At 59.5% G+C, this 16,892-nt stretch carries 13 protein-coding genes and 1 pseudogene; 7 read left to right on the forward strand and 7 right to left on the reverse strand.

Annotation, left to right across the window (positions count from 1 at the left end):
- The first annotated feature begins 135 nt into the window (after positions 1–135).
- From JWR51_RS00315 to JWR51_RS00325, 3 genes are read left to right on the forward strand one after another with little or no spacing between them, the layout of a single operon-like run.
- The gene (locus JWR51_RS00315; protein ID WP_299742051.1) at positions 136–1,575 is read left to right on the forward strand and encodes an alginate lyase family protein; all 1,440 of its coding nucleotides are present in this window, start codon (positions 136–138) and stop codon (positions 1,573–1,575) included.
- Between the two features lie 3 nt (positions 1,576–1,578).
- Positions 1,579–2,748, forward strand: coding sequence for a glycosyltransferase family 4 protein (locus JWR51_RS00320; protein WP_299742054.1), 1,170 nt, complete (start codon positions 1,579–1,581; stop codon positions 2,746–2,748).
- Between the two features lie 2 nt (positions 2,749–2,750).
- A complete protein-coding gene (locus JWR51_RS00325; RefSeq protein WP_299742057.1) occupies positions 2,751–3,695 on the forward strand; it encodes an NAD-dependent epimerase/dehydratase family protein in 945 nt (314 codons plus the stop codon).
- Positions 3,696–3,701: 6 nt separating this feature from the next.
- On the opposite strand, the gene JWR51_RS00330 is transcribed toward JWR51_RS00325, so the two are convergent.
- Entirely contained in the window at positions 3,702–5,408 is a 1,707-nt protein-coding gene (locus JWR51_RS00330) for a nucleoside-diphosphate sugar epimerase/dehydratase (protein WP_299742060.1), read from the reverse strand.
- Positions 5,409–7,094: 1,686 nt separating this feature from the next.
- Here JWR51_RS00330 and JWR51_RS00335 point away from each other — a divergent pair.
- On the forward strand, positions 7,095–9,527 hold the full coding sequence (locus JWR51_RS00335; protein ID WP_299742063.1) for an MBOAT family protein: 2,433 nt from the start codon (positions 7,095–7,097) through the stop codon (positions 9,525–9,527).
- 570 nt (positions 9,528–10,097) lie between these two features.
- On the opposite strand, the gene JWR51_RS00340 is transcribed toward JWR51_RS00335, so the two are convergent.
- Positions 10,098–10,415, reverse strand: coding sequence for a hypothetical protein (locus JWR51_RS00340; protein WP_299742066.1), 318 nt, complete (start codon positions 10,413–10,415; stop codon positions 10,098–10,100).
- A 499-nt stretch (positions 10,416–10,914) separates the two neighbouring features.
- Here JWR51_RS00340 and JWR51_RS00345 point away from each other — a divergent pair, with 499 nt between their 5' ends.
- Positions 10,915–11,370: a hypothetical protein gene (locus tag JWR51_RS00345; protein ID WP_299742069.1), complete on the forward strand. Its 456-nt coding sequence runs from the start codon at positions 10,915–10,917 to the stop codon at positions 11,368–11,370.
- A 559-nt stretch (positions 11,371–11,929) separates the two neighbouring features.
- On the opposite strand, the gene JWR51_RS23990 is transcribed toward JWR51_RS00345, so the two are convergent.
- The 5 genes and pseudogenes from JWR51_RS23990 to JWR51_RS00365 all read right to left on the reverse strand — a co-directional run bounded on the left by JWR51_RS23990 (position 11,930) and on the right by JWR51_RS00365 (position 15,497).
- Positions 11,930–12,049 carry a DUF3008 family protein gene (locus tag JWR51_RS23990; RefSeq protein WP_366525524.1) on the reverse strand — a complete coding sequence of 40 codons (120 nt, stop codon included), beginning with the start codon at positions 12,047–12,049 and terminating at the stop codon, positions 11,930–11,932.
- Between the two features lie 3 nt (positions 12,050–12,052).
- Positions 12,053–12,817, reverse strand: a pseudogene (locus tag JWR51_RS00350) (sulfite exporter TauE/SafE family protein).
- A gap of 291 nt (positions 12,818–13,108) precedes the next feature.
- Positions 13,109–13,870 (reverse strand): ABC transporter permease, encoded by a 762-nt coding sequence (locus JWR51_RS00355; protein WP_299742072.1) that lies wholly within the window; start codon positions 13,868–13,870, stop codon positions 13,109–13,111.
- A complete protein-coding gene (locus tag JWR51_RS00360) occupies positions 13,867–14,793 on the reverse strand; it encodes an ABC transporter ATP-binding protein (protein WP_299742075.1) in 927 nt (308 codons plus the stop codon). The genes JWR51_RS00355 and JWR51_RS00360 overlap by 4 nt, the downstream gene beginning before the upstream one ends.
- Positions 14,794–15,200: 407 nt before the next feature.
- On the reverse strand, positions 15,201–15,497 hold the full coding sequence (locus tag JWR51_RS00365; RefSeq protein WP_299742078.1) for a helix-turn-helix transcriptional regulator: 297 nt from the start codon (positions 15,495–15,497) through the stop codon (positions 15,201–15,203).
- A 561-nt stretch (positions 15,498–16,058) separates the two neighbouring features.
- Between JWR51_RS00365 and JWR51_RS23995 the strand changes: the two genes are divergently transcribed.
- Positions 16,059–16,265, forward strand: coding sequence for a LacI family DNA-binding transcriptional regulator (locus tag JWR51_RS23995; protein WP_366525525.1), 207 nt, complete (start codon positions 16,059–16,061; stop codon positions 16,263–16,265).
- Between the two features lie 123 nt (positions 16,266–16,388).
- On the forward strand, positions 16,389–16,622 hold the full coding sequence (locus JWR51_RS00370; RefSeq protein ID WP_299742079.1) for a hypothetical protein: 234 nt from the start codon (positions 16,389–16,391) through the stop codon (positions 16,620–16,622).
- Positions 16,623–16,892 lie beyond the last annotated feature (270 nt).

Genomic DNA, 16,892 nt, shown 5'->3' on the forward strand with positions numbered 1-16,892 from the left:
CGCTATCTTAAGTTCGGACAGCTCTGGGGGCGTGTCCGCTCCAAGGTCGCCCGCCCACGCCCCGATCTTTCGCCTCCGCCACCCTTGCGCGAGCACGCCGGTCCGTGGGTATCGCCGCCACGGCGACAGGCCTCGATGCTGTCTCTCACGCGCTGGCGCTTCCTCAACGAGACCCGCGAAATCCTCCGCTGGGACGACCCGGCGGCCGAGCGGTTGTGGCTCTATAACCTGCATTATTTCGAGGATCTCAATGCCGAGGACGCTGCAGACCGGCGGGCCTGGCACGAAGCGATCATCGCGCGCTGGATTGTCGAGAACCCTCCGGGTTCGGCGCCTGGCTGGGAGCCCTATCCCACATCGCTGCGCATCGTGAACTGGATCAAGTTCGCTCTTGCCGGCAATGCGCTCTCGCCCGAGGCACGCCACAGTTTGGCAATTCAGGTCCGCTGGCTGACCGGTCGCCTCGAATGGCACCTGCTGGGCAATCATCTGTTCGCCAATGCCAAGGCGCTGGTCTTTGCCGGCCTGTTCTTCGATGGCGAAGAGGCCGAAGCCTGGCGATTGCGCGGGCAACGCATCCTCGACCGGGAACTCCCAGAGCAGATCCTGGCCGATGGCGGGCAGTTCGAGCGAAGCACCATGTATCACGCGCTGGCGCTCGAAGACGGGTTGGACCTGCTTAACCTGGCGCGGGCGTTCTGTCGCCCCGCATGGGCGGCACTGGACCCTGCCATTGCGCGCATGCGCCATTGGCTCGCGGTCATGTCGCATCCCGATGGAGAAATCACCTTCTTCAACGATGCCGCCATCGGCATCGCGCCCAGCCCGGCGGAGCTGGAACACTATGCCGGGCGGCTCGACCTGCCGCCGCTGGTCGACCCGGAGCGGCCGATCGCCGAATTGCCTGCCAGTGGCTATGTGCGCGTAGCGGTGGGTCCGGTGGTCGCCCTGCTCGACATGGCGCCGCTCGGACCGGATTATCTGCCGGGCCACGGCCATGCCGATACCCTGTCATTGGAGCTATCGTTCAACGGGCGCCGGGTCGTGGTGAATTCGGGCACCGGCGTTTATGGCGGCAGCCCCGAGCGGCTGCGCCAGCGCGGGACGAGGGCGCACAATACCGTCGTGCTGAATGGCCTCAATTCGTCCCAGGTGTGGGGCGGGTTCCGCGTGGCGCGCCGAGCCCGACCAATCGATATCGTCGTGCAAAGGAATGACGATGCCACGCTCGTCGCCGCTGCGCATGACGGCTATCGGCATCTTGCCGGCAATCCGGTTCATCGGCGGCAATGGCGTTTCACGGCGGATGAAGTCCGCATCGAAGATACCATTTCGGGGGCGTTCCGAACCGCGACCGCGCATCTGCATTTTCATCCAGACATCGACATTTCGCCAAGGGCCGATGGCTATCAACTGGCTCTGGCGGATGGCACCCTGCTCACGCTGACCACAGCCGGCGGAAATGGCCGGATCGCCCAAACCACCTGGCATCCCCAGTTCGGTCTTGTCGTCGCCAATAAGAGCCTGGTCATCGAGTTTTCTGGCGCCACGCTGACCACAATATTGTCCTGGTAGGCCATGAAGCTTCTCATTCTCAGCCTCTATTACGCCCCCGACCTGTCTGCCGGCAGTTTCCGCACCACGGCACTGGTCGCGGCTTTACGGCAAGCGTGTCCGGACCTCGAAGTCACGGTCGTGACGACGCTGCCCAATCGGTACAAGAGTTTTTCGCGCCAGGCGCCGGCGCTGGAACAGGACGAGCGCCTCACCGTCCACCGGGTGCAATTGCCGTCCCACCAAAGCGGCATGCGGGATCAGGCGCGCTCCTTCCTCACCTTTGCCCGCGCCGCGAGACGCCTGACGGCCGGACAGCATTACGACCTGGTCTACGCGACCTCCTCGCGCCTGATGACCGCAGCGCTCGGTGCTCACTTATCGCGCCACCTCAAGACGCCGCTTTATCTCGATCTTCGCGATATCTTCGTCGATACGATCAAGGATCTGCTGCCGCGCTGGGCACCTATTGCGGAGCCGGTATTCGGTCTGGCGGAGCGTTGGACCGTGCAGCGCGCGCGGTCGGTCAATCTGGTATCGGCAGGCTTCAAGCCCTATTTCGAGCCTCGCTATCCGGGCCGCCGCTTTACTTACTTCACCAATGGGGTGGACGACGAATTTGTCAGCCTGCCGGTGCCGAGCGTCGCGCCCGCATCGGGCCGCCCGCTCAGCGTGCTCTATGCTGGTAACATCGGCGAGGGGCAGGGGCTGCATGCGATCCTGCCGGAATTGGCGGCGAGCATGAGCGGCGTGGTGCAGTTCCGCGTGCTCGGTGATGGCGGTCGTCGTGCCGCCCTTGAGAACGCCCTCAGCAATGCCGGCGTGACCAATGTGGAAATTTTGCCGCCGGTAGCGCGTGAACAGCTGATTGCCGAATATCAGGCGGCCGATATCCTGTTCCTGCACCTCAACGACCATGCCGCGTTTCATAAGGTGCTGCCGTCCAAATTGTTCGAATATGCCGCCACCGGCAAGCCGATCTGGGCCGGCATTGCAGGATATTCCGCGCAATTCGCTGCCAGTGAAATCGACAATGTGGCTTTGTTCGCGCCATGCGATGCCCCTGCGGCGAGGGGGGCATTTGCCGGCCTGCGGATTGAGCCGACCGATCGGTCCGGGTTTGTGGACAAATTTGCCCGCTCGACGATCATGAAGGCCATGGCGAGCGATATCCTGGCACAGATGGACGATTGAACATGCGCGTCATGGTAACCGGTGGCAGCGGATTTGTGGGCCGGGCTCTGATCGCCCACATGCATGCCGGCCGACAATTCGACATCGTTGCGGCGCTGCGACAGGCAGGGGAATTGCCCGGCGCGACTGTGAGGCCGGTGGGCGAGATCGGGCCGGACACCGACTGGCATGCGGCGCTCGAGGGGATCGAGACGGTCATCCATTGTGCCGGCCGCGCCCACCGTCGTGAAGACAGCGCGGCCGACCCCCTGGCAGCCTTTCGCAGTGTCAATGTCGCCGGCACGGTTCGACTGGCCGAGCAGGCGGCCGCGGCCGGCGTCAGGCGGCTAGTCTTCCTGAGTTCGGTGAAAGTGCATGGCGAGGCTACTCCGGGCCAGCCATTCCGCGAGACTGATACTTTGGCGCCGGTCGATCCCTATGGCGTGTCCAAAGCCGAGGCCGAGCTTGCCCTGCGGCAGGTGGAGAAGCAGACGGGCCTGGAGGTCGTCATTATCCGGCCGCCGCTCATCTACGGGCCCAATCCCAAGGCCAATATGCTGCGGCTGATGCGGTGGGTCTCCAGTGGCCTGCCGTTGCCGTTCGGCGCGATCCACAACAGGCGCAGTCTGGTCAGCCTAAAAAATCTGATTTCGGCCATCCTCGCCGCATTGACCCACACGGCGGCAGCCGGGCGCACCTATCTCGTTTCGGACCAGACCGATATTTCGACCCCGGACCTCGTCCGTTTGATGGCAGAGGCCCTCGCCAGTCCGGCCAGGCTATGGCCAATTCCTGCCGGATTTCTGAAACTGGCTGGCGGATTGACTGGCCGCAGTGAGGAAATCCAGCGGTTGGTGGGTTCGCTCGTCGTCGATAGCGGGCTGATCAGCCGAGAGCTGGACTGGCGTCCTCCACAGGCCTTGCGTGCTGGCATTGCCGAAATGGCGGCGCAGTACCGGACTCGATAATCCACGTCAGTCGATGACGCTAAACAGGACGCGGCGGCAGTCCTGTTCGTTCTGCTGCTGGAAAGCCGCCAGCAATTTGGGCAGGGCTTCCTCCAACTCGTTGTGGCTGACTTCTCCGGTAGCGGCGCGCATGATCTTGGGGTGCCTGGTACCGCTGGCGCTGCTATCGTCGTAGAACAGTTCTTCGTACAATTTCTCGCCGGGGCGCCGGCCGGTAACGGCAATTTCAATATCGCCATCGGGATTGTTGCCGTCGCGAACCGAGAGGCCCGCGAGCTTGACCATGTTTTCCGCCAGATCCTTGATGAGCATCGGCTCGCCCATATCGAGCAGAAACACGTCGCCACCATCCGACAGCGCCCCGGCCTGTACGATCAGCTCGGCTGCCTCATGGATCGACATGAAATACCGGGTCATGGCCGTGTCGGTCAGGGTGAGCGGTCCCCCTTGGGCAATCTGTTCCTTGAACAGCGGGACGACCGAGCCGTTGGAACCCAGCACATTGCCGAACCGGACCGTGCAATACCGCTGCGCGCTGCCCAGGCTGGCGGCCTCGGTCGCCTTCTGCCGGACGATCAGTTCCGCCCAGCGCTTGGTCGCTCCCATGACGTTGGTCGGACGCACGGCCTTGTCCGAGGAGATCAGCACGAAGTTCTGCACGCCCAACTCGAAAGCGATATCGGCGACGGTCCGTGTACCGAGCACATTGTTGCGGATACCTTCCAGCGCATTGGCCTCCACGAGCGGCACATGCTTGTGCGCCGCGGCGTGAAACAGCACTTGCACCCCATGGTGCTCGATCGCCCGGCGTATCGTCGCCGGGTCGGTAATGGAGCCGAGCACCGGCACGATCGCGTGGTCGGTGGCGCCGGCCAGTTCGCGCTCGATCTGGTAGAGCGCGAACTCATTGGCTTCGAACAGGACCAGGCGCTGGGGCGCCCATTTAATGATCAGGCGGCACAGTTCCGAACCGATCGAGCCGCCAGCGCCGGTCACCATGATGGTGCGGCCCTCGATCATGGCTCGCAACAGCATCGGATCGGCCGGCACCGAGGATCGGCCGAGCAGTTCGTCGATGTCGATTTCCCGGATCTGGCTGACCAGGTATTTGCCGCTGACCAGATCGCTGATCGCTGGTAGCGTGCGAATTTTCGCGCCGTGGCCGCCGATCGCCGCCACGATCTCCTGCCGGCGCTTGGTGGCGAGCGAGGGAATCGACAGGATCACCTCCTCAACGCCATATTGATCGACCAGCATTTTGAAGCTCGACGGCGCGTGGACGCGGATGCCGGCAATATCCCGCCCGTGCAGGGCCGGATTGTCGTCGAGGAAGGCCGCGATATATTCGGTGCCCTGGCGCCGCAGCGCATCGGCAAGCTGGGCTCCCGAATCGCCAGCGCCGTAGATGGCGATCGGGCGGTCCTGGGTGCGACTGCCGCCCGTCGACCAGAGCATCTTCTTAGCCAGGAACCGGCTGCCACCGACCAGCACAGTAGACATCGCCCAGAACAGGATCGGCACCGAGCGCGGCACCACGGTGCGGCCGGTGAGCTGCGACAGGAAAACCACCAGTACCCAGCACAGGGTGGCGAATGTCGTGGCCCGGAAAATAGTCCACAGCGCGCGCTCCGGCAGATAGCGGATCACAGCGCGATAGAGCCCCATGCGGACGAAGATCGGGATCGACACGATGGGGGCGGTGAAGATTATCAAAAATTGATCGAGCGTATTGGGCGGCGTCCAGTTGCCGAACCGCAGGCCGAAGCTCGCCCACAGCGCGAACGACAGCGCGAAGATGTCGAACGTGATCAGGATCGCACGTTTCCAGTTTCGTGGAACATTACCAATGCGGGCAACGATGCCGATAGGCGTGAGAGCAGGAATAATTGTCGCCTTCGATGCAGGACGCGGCCGCCGCGATTGTTACGCTAGCTGGTGCTACCACCGCCCAATGTCGGAGTAAACTCGGCGTTGCATTCTCGTTTGCCACCGTGCCATGACCGCGTGCGCAACCCATTGGTTGCCCCGCCTCCATTTGCCGCCGCCGCCATGCCAGCAGTGGCGGCACTCTACAGCCGCCTGGTTCGGGTCAGCATCACTTGCCAGTTCTCCGACACCTGCTGTGAGAGAGAGAGCCTGCCGAAGTAAATCTTGGTTAGCTGACTTGATCATCATATCTGCCCCTCGCGTGCTCAGCGCAACCGGCAGTGGAGCGCCGCTCAACATCAATGGACACTCCCCGCGCTCTCGAAACCTGGGGCCTTCTTTGCGCACGTCTGTGCTGAGCCGTTCGGGAACTAAACATCGGCCAAATCGCCGGAATCTGCGCCATTCTCGGCGCCTGGACCAAGGCCATCGGCATCAAGATGGGTCACGCAAAGCATCCAGGATATAGTGGAGCGATGATCCTGGCCCACCGCCCAGACGCACTCGGCATCTTGAACAGTTCCGTTATCCTAAGCATGGCGACGAGGTGAATGTTCCGAGGGGACTCTGGATCGCGACAATGTACGTGAGTTGCGACAGTGAACTTGACGCCATTGCGTTCACCGCTGGCCGTGAATTCCAGCCTGCGACGATCGTGTGAATAGCGGGCGAATGTGACCGTGAATTGCATGAATTAGGGCTTAGTTACGGCGCATGGGTGCGAACAAGGGTCCAACGGGCTGGGCAGGCGGACCAAGCATCTAGCAAGTATGCCTCATTAATACCCTGCATCGAGCTTGGCGAATATGTGCCAACGCCTTGCCGTGGTGTGCTGTGACCACTAGTATTTCCAATGGTTAGTGGTGGCATAAAATGGCACACAAACCGCAATCCCCCGAAGCCGAATTTGTCGCAATTTGCTATTCATGCTGAGGAGTTTGCTAGAGGCCACGTCCCGATAGAACCGGAGTGCGTGGCTTTCCAATCCGGCCTGACGTCAAGTCAGGCGCGGGTTTTATAGGATTTGTTGCGCCTATCTTGCGTTGGCGTCGTCATCCGAGGCTTCGTAATGCCATTCGTACAGTTGTGGCCGTGACCCTCCGGGAATCTGTTGAAAGAAGATTTCGTCGAGGAACGATCTTTTCCAGACCCGTCCAAGAGCCATCTCCAGTGCGTCTTGGGAGCTCCACGCCTGCCTGCATAAATTCCCAATAACCACGGATCATTCAGATCTGAATCCGTCGAGTTGCCAGCTCAAGACGTCTATCTCGGGAATTTCTCCGAGGGCTGGTCATTTTTTGGCTGTATCTTCCGGTCGCAAGTCCAGAATTATGGCGCTGGGAACAAATTCTACGGCAAACACCGGAAAGGCGGATGCGTGACTAAACGTGCCGCCGATCGCGCCAATTGGTTGACTCGAAGCCGAATTTGCTCGAGCGATTGCGCTCTATCGATGAGGGGGCGGTGTGATCGATGTTCTTTACTGAGTTCACATTTATTGCCGTATTCCTCCCCATTACGTTAGCAGTCTTTTGCGCCTCGCAGTCGTCACGTCGGTCAATCCTGGCTTTGACCGCTGCGTCGGTGGTCTTCTATGCAGCTTGGCACTTGGAGGTCTTTCCTCTCCTCGCTCTCTCTGTGGTTGCCAACTTTTTCGTGGCCAGGAAGATTGCCAGTAGGCCTCAGAGCTTGTGGTTCTGGGTTGGAGTGGCGGTATGTCTAGCGCCGCTCTTCTATTTCAAATACAGCGGTTTTCTTGCTTCAATCTTGCATCTACCCGTCACAACGGGACTATTTGGTGAGCGCCTTGGAGCTCTGCTTCCTCTCGGCATTTCTTTCTACACGTTCGTTCAATTCACCTACTTGGCTGATGTGCGAGCAGGAACGGTCAAACCGGACAGCCTGCTCCACTACCTCTTTTTCGTCCTGTTCTTTCCGCATCTTATTGCCGGGCCGATCATCCACTATCGGCCGCTGATCTCTCAGATCGACGAGACCGTTGATCGGCGGCGCCTATTTGTCGAAGGTGCGGCGTATTTCGCCATTGGCTTCGTCAAGAAGGTATTCATCGCAGACACGTTTGGCGGCTTTGCCGAGCCTGTATTTTCCGCTAGCTCGGCAGTCGACACGCAGGCCGCCGTGCTGGTGACGCTGAGCTACACGCTCCAACTTTACTTCGATTTCTCGGGATATTCTGACATGGCGATGGGCCTCGCCAGGATGTTTGGATTTCAATTCCCGTGGAATTTCGATAGCCCATACAAGTCACGCTCTGTCGTGGAGTTTTGGCGCCGCTGGCACATGACGTTGTCGCGCTTTTTGCGCGATTACATCTACATTCCATTGGGGGGTAACAGGCACGGCGCACTATGGCGCTACCGCAATTTGATGCTGACAATGCTCGTTGGCGGGTTGTGGCATGGTGCGGCTTGGCAGTTCGTATTGTGGGGCGGGCTCCATGGTGCCGGATTGGTCGCCAACCACCTATGGTCTGAGAAAGTACAGCGTCCGCTCGGACGACTAAACTGGCCGATCACTTTCGGCTTCGTGGCGCTGTTGTGGGTGATGTTCGGTGCCCCAAACTTGCACAGAGCTGCAGACATCTACCTGGGCTTTTTCCGCTTCGCCGGCTTCACCTGGGGATCCTGGATCATCTGGTGCGGTGCAGGGCTACTGATAGTATTTTTGGGACCTTCATCTCATCGAATGGTGGCCGGGATGAGCGGCGTTTCGCAGTATCTACCTCCCCGCAGCTTCAGACCATTGCTGAAGAAGGTCGGGGCCTATTCGTTCATCTCGGCCGCCCTGCTATGCGTTCTGAGCTTTGGTTTCTACAACAGCCCCATGGATCGCTGGGTGTACAGCCACATACCCGCGAATATCGAACCACTGGGTGTTAGCAACGAGCATGGAGACCTCAGAAATAACCTGTTCTCCCGGTTGACCATCTATGACGGCGCGCCGAGCCGCATCGCAATAGTCGGCTCATCATTTACGCAGCATTTTGGCGTGTTCGACGTGACCGACCAGGATGGCAAGACAATCGCAGTGTCTCAGTCCTTTGGTATCGGCGGCAACGGTATCATGAACGGCGCCAGGTCCGCCGCGACACTAGCTGCTACCCGCGAGGCTGACGTCATTGTGCTGGGCGTGTCTCCTCTCAATTTTGGCAATATGATCCCAAGCATGCCGTTTGAAGGGCAGTGTTTGGAGGAGTTTTCAGATCTGCAGGAGGAGGGCGCTCCGGCCTTCGCGCAGTCTCCGATGGCCGAATGCATCCAGCAGGGCCCATCTGCATCACAGGCCTTGCGAGTGCTGGACCGATTTCGGAACGAAGGGGCATTCCAATTCAAGAACTTCGTGCGCAATTTGACGACCGCCTGGGGAACAATAATGCCCGGCCACCAACGGTTTTCCTTGGCAGATGGCGATGTCGATCATGAGTTGCGGCAGATAGCTGGCGAGATTGAGAAACTCAGAGCGGACCCTTCCCCGGTTTCAAATCCCGCAAATGGACGCGACGAAACATTCGCCTGGAACAGCAGGGGCGTTGCTGCATCGCTGGAACGCGGAGCTCTGGGCTACCAGGTGCTGGAAAGGATCAAGCGAGAAGCCGATGAAAATGGTGTCAGGTTGCTGATGTACGAGACCCCGACGCCAAATTCTGGACAGGCACCTGATATCTACCCGCCAGGATTCTATGCGGGCTACAAGTCGGCGATGCTGACGGCGACTACCGAGCTGGGCATTCCATATCTAGACCTTTCAGGATTGCTACCTTGGTCGGGGGGCGGCATGGCTGACTTCGTTCACCCGGTAGGAGACGTGCGCCCGCTCTTGCATAAAATACTGTTGTCGTGGATATTTTCCCCTCTATCGCTTGAGCGTGAGGGGTTCACTCGATGACTAAATTGCTGAGACTGGGAATTGAAACGGGCATATTTTTCGCCGTCTTTCTGGCGGTCTATGCCCTATACCAACTCCCCGACACGCCCACCAAGTTTATCTACTTCAACTTCTAAGGCGGGGCCCTGCGGGTTCAGAAGGCCTCCCTGCCGCTTGTCAAAATGTCGCCTCGTCTCCGCGACAGCTATCCGGACATGAAGCGGCAGCCTCGCACCAAGCGGCGGCTCTCGGCTCCAGCTTTGGAGCGAGCCGGAGAGCAACAGGGTCAGTTTTGGGGAAGATCCAGAATAAATAGCTGGTGCGACTGCCTTATGTCCCTCTTCAGAGCGTTAAAGGCATTGAGCAGGCGCATTCGTTGGTGCCCCTCTAGCAGAAAGGGGACGTCGACCGCAGTTTGCTCAGGGACGCTGCGCCGACGCGGCCCGCTGACTTTGGCCGGTGGCGAAAGCTCAGTGGACGCAGGCTCGCCCAGTCTGCGGGCCGCACAGTGCTTCGCGTCCGTCGCGGTTGCTAACTTCGTCGCGGCGGCCGGAACGGACCAATTCCTAGTCTTTCAGGAGCCCCGCAATCTCACCGGCCCGGGTTTGTCGACATCAGCGATTTGATGAAGCCGGCCGTGCTCAAGCAGATATTGGAGGGCGCGGTTTCGGTTCGGCGATTTGAGCAGAAAATGTTGATTACCGCATCGTAGTCGTGACGGAGCTTGGTCACGAGCGGGTCAACGCCCTGAGCGAGCAAGGCCCCCAGCCATTCGCGATCGCTGAAATTCGACAAACCGAATTTGAAGCGAGCATCCGCCGTCAAGTGCCCCAGAGCTTTCGCTAAAAGTCCACCGAATGGCCACGGCAATAGCTGCAAAAATGGTTGGTGGCCAAGCGAGTGAAGCAATTCTCCTGCCTGGCTTTTTCAGCCCGTTAGCACGGCGGAGCAAAAGAAGACGTGGGATGGTCATCTAGTTCAGCGCAGCGCAGGTGGTTGCCGAGTTGGGAGCCGCGCCGCTTCATTCCGCGCGGCAGCAGTTGGAAAAGGTAGGGCGCGAACTTAAGCCGACCGCGACAACAGGCGACTTGCTTCGACCCGGCAACGTCGCCATGCCAAAGCACGCAACTGTTTCTAAGCAAACGGCTATATTGTCTCCGACGGAGACTATGGACAGGTCAAGCAAATTTGACTCTGCCTGTCCACTAGGAGTCCTTTTGACGAATGGGGCCCTAAGATTAGTGTATGTCCATCAGGCCACATTTGGATGGGGCCAGTGGGGCGTCCAGGCTTGGGTGCGCGATGGCCAGCAACTCAATTCGCCAGGCAGCCTCAATCTGGACTTGTTCGACGTATTGGCTCATTAGCGTTTTCGCATAGGCTCCGGTAGAGACACAAAGAGGACGCGATGCGGAAATACTTCATAGCACTGGCGCTGACCGTCACCATTTCAAGCTGCTCCGGCTACAATATCAATCGAATGCAATTCTCGAACGATGCTGTCCCTTTTCCCGACAACTATCAGGTAGAAGCGGCGCGCGCGGTGGCGGCAGGTCACGGCAATCTATCACTAGCGCAAGTTTCTCGTCCGCAAGCGGTTGTCGGTGAAAATGCCTTTGGACCAAAGAGATGGTATTCCTGCGTCAGCGGCCTACCGGCGCCATCCAGAAATCCGAAGAGTCTGCCCAATATCGAGGACGCGGTAGGAGGTCTGACTGGTTCAACGCCCGGCGTGTACTACGCAGTTCTGTTCTTCTCGGCGGAAGGCCGCCGCCCATCGGTGAAAACCGGCTTTGATAGCCAACTCTGCCAGGGCGCTGCATACGAACCTATCACCACCGCCGTTCCCGTTACGCAAGGATGACGCCCTCCCGCCCGATGCGCGTTGGGTTAGGGCGAAATACGCCGTTGCCGGTCTATCGTCTGGTGCACGTTCCGGCTCGGTTCAACTGGTCGATCCGCGGGAGGCCGTATCGTGACGACATTGGAAACGTACCAGACCCCCAAACGCCTCTAGTACTCCAGCGAGGAATAACCGAATGCCTGATAGCGCGCTGGCGCTGGTGGAGTGTATGGGAGCTTTGTAGGAAGTTACTCCAGTCGTAAATGCATACAACGGCGGAGCATCTTCCAATATACTCTTTGGTGATTGGCCGGTTGAGGACCCACTTAATGGTGCCGGTTGCTCGATTGCGGTTGTCCCGGTGCGTGGTGAAGTACCTTGGATCTCACTCTGATGCAGACTGGTTCGAGGTTGATGTGGGAGACGTCTTGAAAAAGAAGATCGCTGTTTCCGAGCCGCTCGCGGCACGCATCCAGGACGAAATCCGTAGCGGTGCTCTCGGCCCAGGAGCTCATTTGACGGCTCAAGGACTAGCGGACCGTTTTGCCGTGCAATCACTCTTCCCAGCTCTGGGAGGAGTTTACTTTGACGGCGTATCGCCACGTTTGGCGGACAGGGCGCCGCCCGCGGCCTTTTGTTGGGCGGCCAAACCATCATAACGCACGGAGGTCGACGAAGTTCGAAAAGTTGCGCCCGTCATGGCCTAAGGCTGCGGCCTGAGCAGGTTGATGAAATTGTAAGCCGCCAGCGCGATGACCACCAGGGCGACGATGCCTATCAGAACCCGCTGTGGAAGCACTCGGGCGAGAAGGCCAGCGAACGGGGCTGCCACAGCGCCACCGATGATCAGCCCAAGCATGATTTTTCCGTAACGACTGAAGTCGAGCGTGGCAATGAAGGTCATTGAAACCGCCAATGTCACAAAAAACTCCGACGCGCTGACCGACCCTATCGAATGGCGCGGTTCGTCGCCGCGGGCGATGAGGGTGGATGTGACCATGGGCCCAGCCTCCGCCACCGAGCGCGTCGAAAAATCCCCCACCGATGCCGATCGGAATGGAGCCGCCGATCGATTTCTGGTGGCAGGCCGTTCGAATTAGCCGATGCAGGATGAGCAATGCCATGACCGTGAGGTAGATGACGACGAAGTATTTCACGGCAACTCGGGCAGCCTGGTCAGCAGATAGGCGCCGATAACGCCTCCAATAATACCGGCAGGCGCCAGTCGCCGGAACAAGCGCCAGGCCACATTTTTATTCCAGACATGGGAGCCAGCAGCCAGGCCGGTGGTGACCATTTCGGCGGCATGGACGCTACCGCTGGCGATTGCCGGCGACGCACCGGTTGCTAGCAGCGCCGAGGTTGAAATCAGCCCATAGGCCATGCCTAACGCACCATCGATGAGCTGCGCCACAAAACCCAAAACGATGTAGATGCTCAGTTCCTCGAAATCCAAAACTGGCACCATGCGAAGTGATGGCTGTGAGCCCCGCCATCGTCGAGGCTAAGCCGACTAGGTCATCTGACTGCGCCAGAATGGGCCAACCGGGGCAAACGCGAGGGCCCATAATGCCATGAGTTGAAGGATTGCACCCGCCGCGTGGGGAGTACTCCCATGGTCCTGAGTTGCTGATAGTTTTCGGGCATGATCGTCCCCAAACGCCTCCGGCGGCGATGGGTTCCGGGACGCTCGAGCGTCGGTAGCAGGTGTCACTATCGAGGAAAATGGGTGGACTGCCTTGCCCAACTCTGGTCGTGGCTAGGCTTTCAGCCGATATCCGGTGCGGAATATCCAAGCGATGATGACGAGGCAGGCCGCCAGGAAGGCAAGGGTTATGCCCAGGCTGATGGCGATGTTGACGTCGGCGATGCCATAAAAGCTCCAGCGAAAACCGCTGATCAGATAGACCACCGGGTTGAAGTACGAAACCGTCTGCCAGAACGGCGGCAGCACGCTGAGCGAATAGAATGTGCCACCCAGGAAGGTGAGCGGCGTGATGATCAGCAGCGGCACGGTCTGCAATTGCTCCATACCCTTGGCCAGGATGCCGATGATGAAGCCGACCAGGCTGAAGGTAACGGCCGTCAACACGAGAAACAGCAGCATCCACACGGGATGATCGATGCGCAGCGGTACGAAGAACCCAGCTGTGGCGAGGACTAGCACGCCCAGGATCAGGGACTTGGTCGCAGCCGCTCCCACATAGCCGATGACGATCTCGAGATAGGAAACCGGCGCCGACAGCAATTCGTAGATAGTTCCCAAAAACTTGGGAAAGAAGATCCCGAACGAGCCGTTGGACACGCTCTGCGTCAGGATCATCAGCATGATCAGCCCGGGCACGATGAAGGCGCCGTAGCTGACCCCTTCGATCTCGGTGATGCGCGAACCGATGGCGGCTCCGAAGACGATGAAATACAGCGAGGTGGAGATCACCGGAGAAATGATCGACTGCAACGGCGTGCGGAAGGTGCGCGCCATTTCGAACTTGTAGATCGCCTTGATCGCCTCGAAATTCATCGCCCGTCCCTCACCAAATCGACGAAAATCTCTTCCAGCGAACTCTGCGTGGTCTGCAGGTCCTTGAACTGGATGCCGGTTCTGGCTAGGTCCGCCAGCAGCGTGCTGATGCCGAATCGCTCGCCCTGCGCATCATAGGTGTAAGTCATGGCTGTCCCGTCCCCGGACAGCGCCAGCTGGTAGTCGGTAAGATCTGCGGGAATCGCGTCCAGCCGGTCCTGCAACTGCAGGATCAGTTGCTTGCTGCCCAGCTTGCGCATCAGCTCGGATTTTTCTTCCACCAGGATCAGTTCGCCCTTGTGGATCACCCCGATGCGGTCGGCCATTTCCTCCGCCTCGGCGATGTAATGAGTGGTCAGGATAATGGTGACGCCCGAGCCGCGCAGGCGCCGCACCATGGCCCACATGTCCTTGCGCAGTTCGACGTCCACGCCCGCCGTGGGCTCGTCCAGGAACAGGATTTGGGGCTGGTGGCTGAGCGCCTTGGCAATCATGACACGCCGCTTCATGCCGCCCGAAAGCTGCATGATCTTGTTGTCTTTCTTGTCCCACAGCGTCAGGTCCCGAAGCACCTTCTCGATATGGGCCGGGTTTGGCTTCAGGCCAAACAGGCCACGGCTGTGCGAGACCGTTGCCCAGACCGTCTCGAAGGCATCGGTGGTCAGCTCCTGCGGCACAAGGCCGATCATCGAACGGGCGACGCGATAATCCTTGACGATATTGTGGCCATCGACCGTAACGCTGCCCGAGGACGGGTTGACGATGCCGCAGACAATGCTGATAAGCGTGGTCTTGCCCGCGCCGTTCGGACCCAGCAATGCCAGGATTTCGCCACGCCGGATGTCGAGGTCCAAATTCTTGAGCGCGACGAAATTGGGGCTGTAGGTCTTGGAAAGCCCGGATATGGAAATGATCGGCTGCATCCAGCGTTCTCCTCAGGCGCGGCCGACGGCTATGCGTCGCTCGTGATCACTGCGCCGTGATCATGTGAGGTGGAAGTCTTGAAAAACAAGGCGCGGATAGCCCATGACGTGAGCTATTTGTGCCCCACCGACAGAGAACTGCTCGACCACCCCGTTGCCCAGGCGTGTATCGTAGGATGCGATAGGCTTTGTGCAGGCGCACCAGAAAACGCAGTGTTTTCAGGCTCGTAGCTAATCTTGAAGGGGTGGATATGGAGCGGGTGTGAAGGGAATGATACCTGTCAGTTTATGCAGCAAAATCAGTATATTGTCTGGTTTTTTCATCCTCAGGGACAGCGGCATCCCATTAGCGGACAACCGGATGGCCGCGTGAAGCGGCATAGCTGCGCCAATGGCGGCCTTGCGCATTATTTGCGGCGGACAAGTGCCTGCTTGTCGCCAGGTGTCATGCCAAAGGCGTTGCGGAAGGCACGATAGAATGTCGCAAGGCTGTCGATCCCGTAGGAATGAGCGACCTCGATGATAGATAGCCGCGGTTCGGTTTCAAACAGGCGGAACGCTTGCACCATTCGCAGGTCTGTCAACGTTCGCGAGAATGACCGGCCGCTCGGTTCGAACAGCAGGTGAAGTTGGCGCAGCGAAACGCCCAGTTCGTTCGCCACGCTGCCAGGCGACAGTCCGTATCTGGGCAAGTCGCGGGCCATGATTTCGCGGGCGACGCGAAACAGACCTGATCGCAGGGCGGCGCGGCTTTCCGGTAGACCCAGCTCGAGCCGACCGCGCGAGCAATGACAACCAGGCGAGGTGCGTGACGGCGGTGTCAGCGTCTCCGAGGTCCTCGTGTGGATTGGTCACTGCATTGAACAGCGCCGCGATTGGCCTAGAGAAGCGGCCCAGCGCCGGGGAAGTCGTCGCCAGCATATTGTCCAGCTTCGCTTCAAGACCAATGTCGACGGTCAAGGGGATGCGCAGCATGCGATAATCGAAGCCATCCGCGCGTTCCGGATAGCAGGCATAGGGCGTGTCGGAATGGCTGAAGACCATGTCGCCGTCAACCACCCTTCGGGTGGCGCCGTCCTGAATTGAGCAGACTCCGGCGTTTCCCGGAAGCTGACCAAAACATGGCTTGATCATTTGGCCTGGGTGGTTAAAATCGATACCATGGTCCGGAAAAATTGGCCAGACATTTGCTGCAATCGCTACTCTTGCGGCTTCAACTCGTTCCGAGATGTGAAAAGGGTATCGATGAGACCCACGATACGGATGTGGCACGCGTCGCCGGGGTGGGAACCAGCACGGTGACCCGGGTTGTACAGGGCCAAGGCTACGTGGCGGCCCCAACGCGCGCCGCAGTTTTTGCCGCCATCGAGCAGACCGGCTACCAGGTCAATTCGGTTGCCCGCAGCCTCAGCAGCGCAGTTTCGTCATCGGGCACTTGTTGCGATCGACAGTTCCCAATCCATTTTATCTGATGGTTGCCCGCGGCGTTGAGGATTTGGCCCAGACGCGCGGCTATACGGCACTGACCTACAATGTACAGGGCGAGGCTGAGGCAGAGCGCCGCGGAATCGAGACGTTCCTGAATTGGCGCGCCGATGCGTATCGACATCACTCCGGCCTCCGGGCCCCGCAGCGAGTTTGTCGAGCCGGACAGAGGTCTCGTCTTTGTTGACGATCAGGCCGAAACGATAGCGCAGCTGCGAGAAATCCGAGCTGCCGGCTACGATGGATATGTTTCCTTCGAACCATTCAGTCCCGGCGTGCAGACCGATCCCGATCTGCCGGCCAGACTTCGCGCAAGCCTGGACTTCGTCTCGGGTGCGGCGTGAAGCGGGAGCCGCCCAGGCCTTTGGCCTACTCGGCGGTGGTAAGCGCTCGCTCTGCCCAGTTCGAACCTTGCCACCGCGGAGTAGGCCATGCCGCCAGTCCGAATTGATGTCGTTAGGGCGCGCAGTCAGGCTGAACTCGCCCAACTCACGCGGACGTTGCATGAAGCCATGATCGCCGCATTCGATGTGCAGGTGCGGAACCGATTTCGTATATGTGACATATACACGAAAGTTGGAAATTTGATGTGCCGGCACCTGGGCCTTTGGCCC

It is taken from the genome of Devosia sp., assembly GCF_028290625.1.
Classification (GTDB): domain Bacteria; phylum Pseudomonadota; class Alphaproteobacteria; order Rhizobiales; family Devosiaceae; genus Devosia.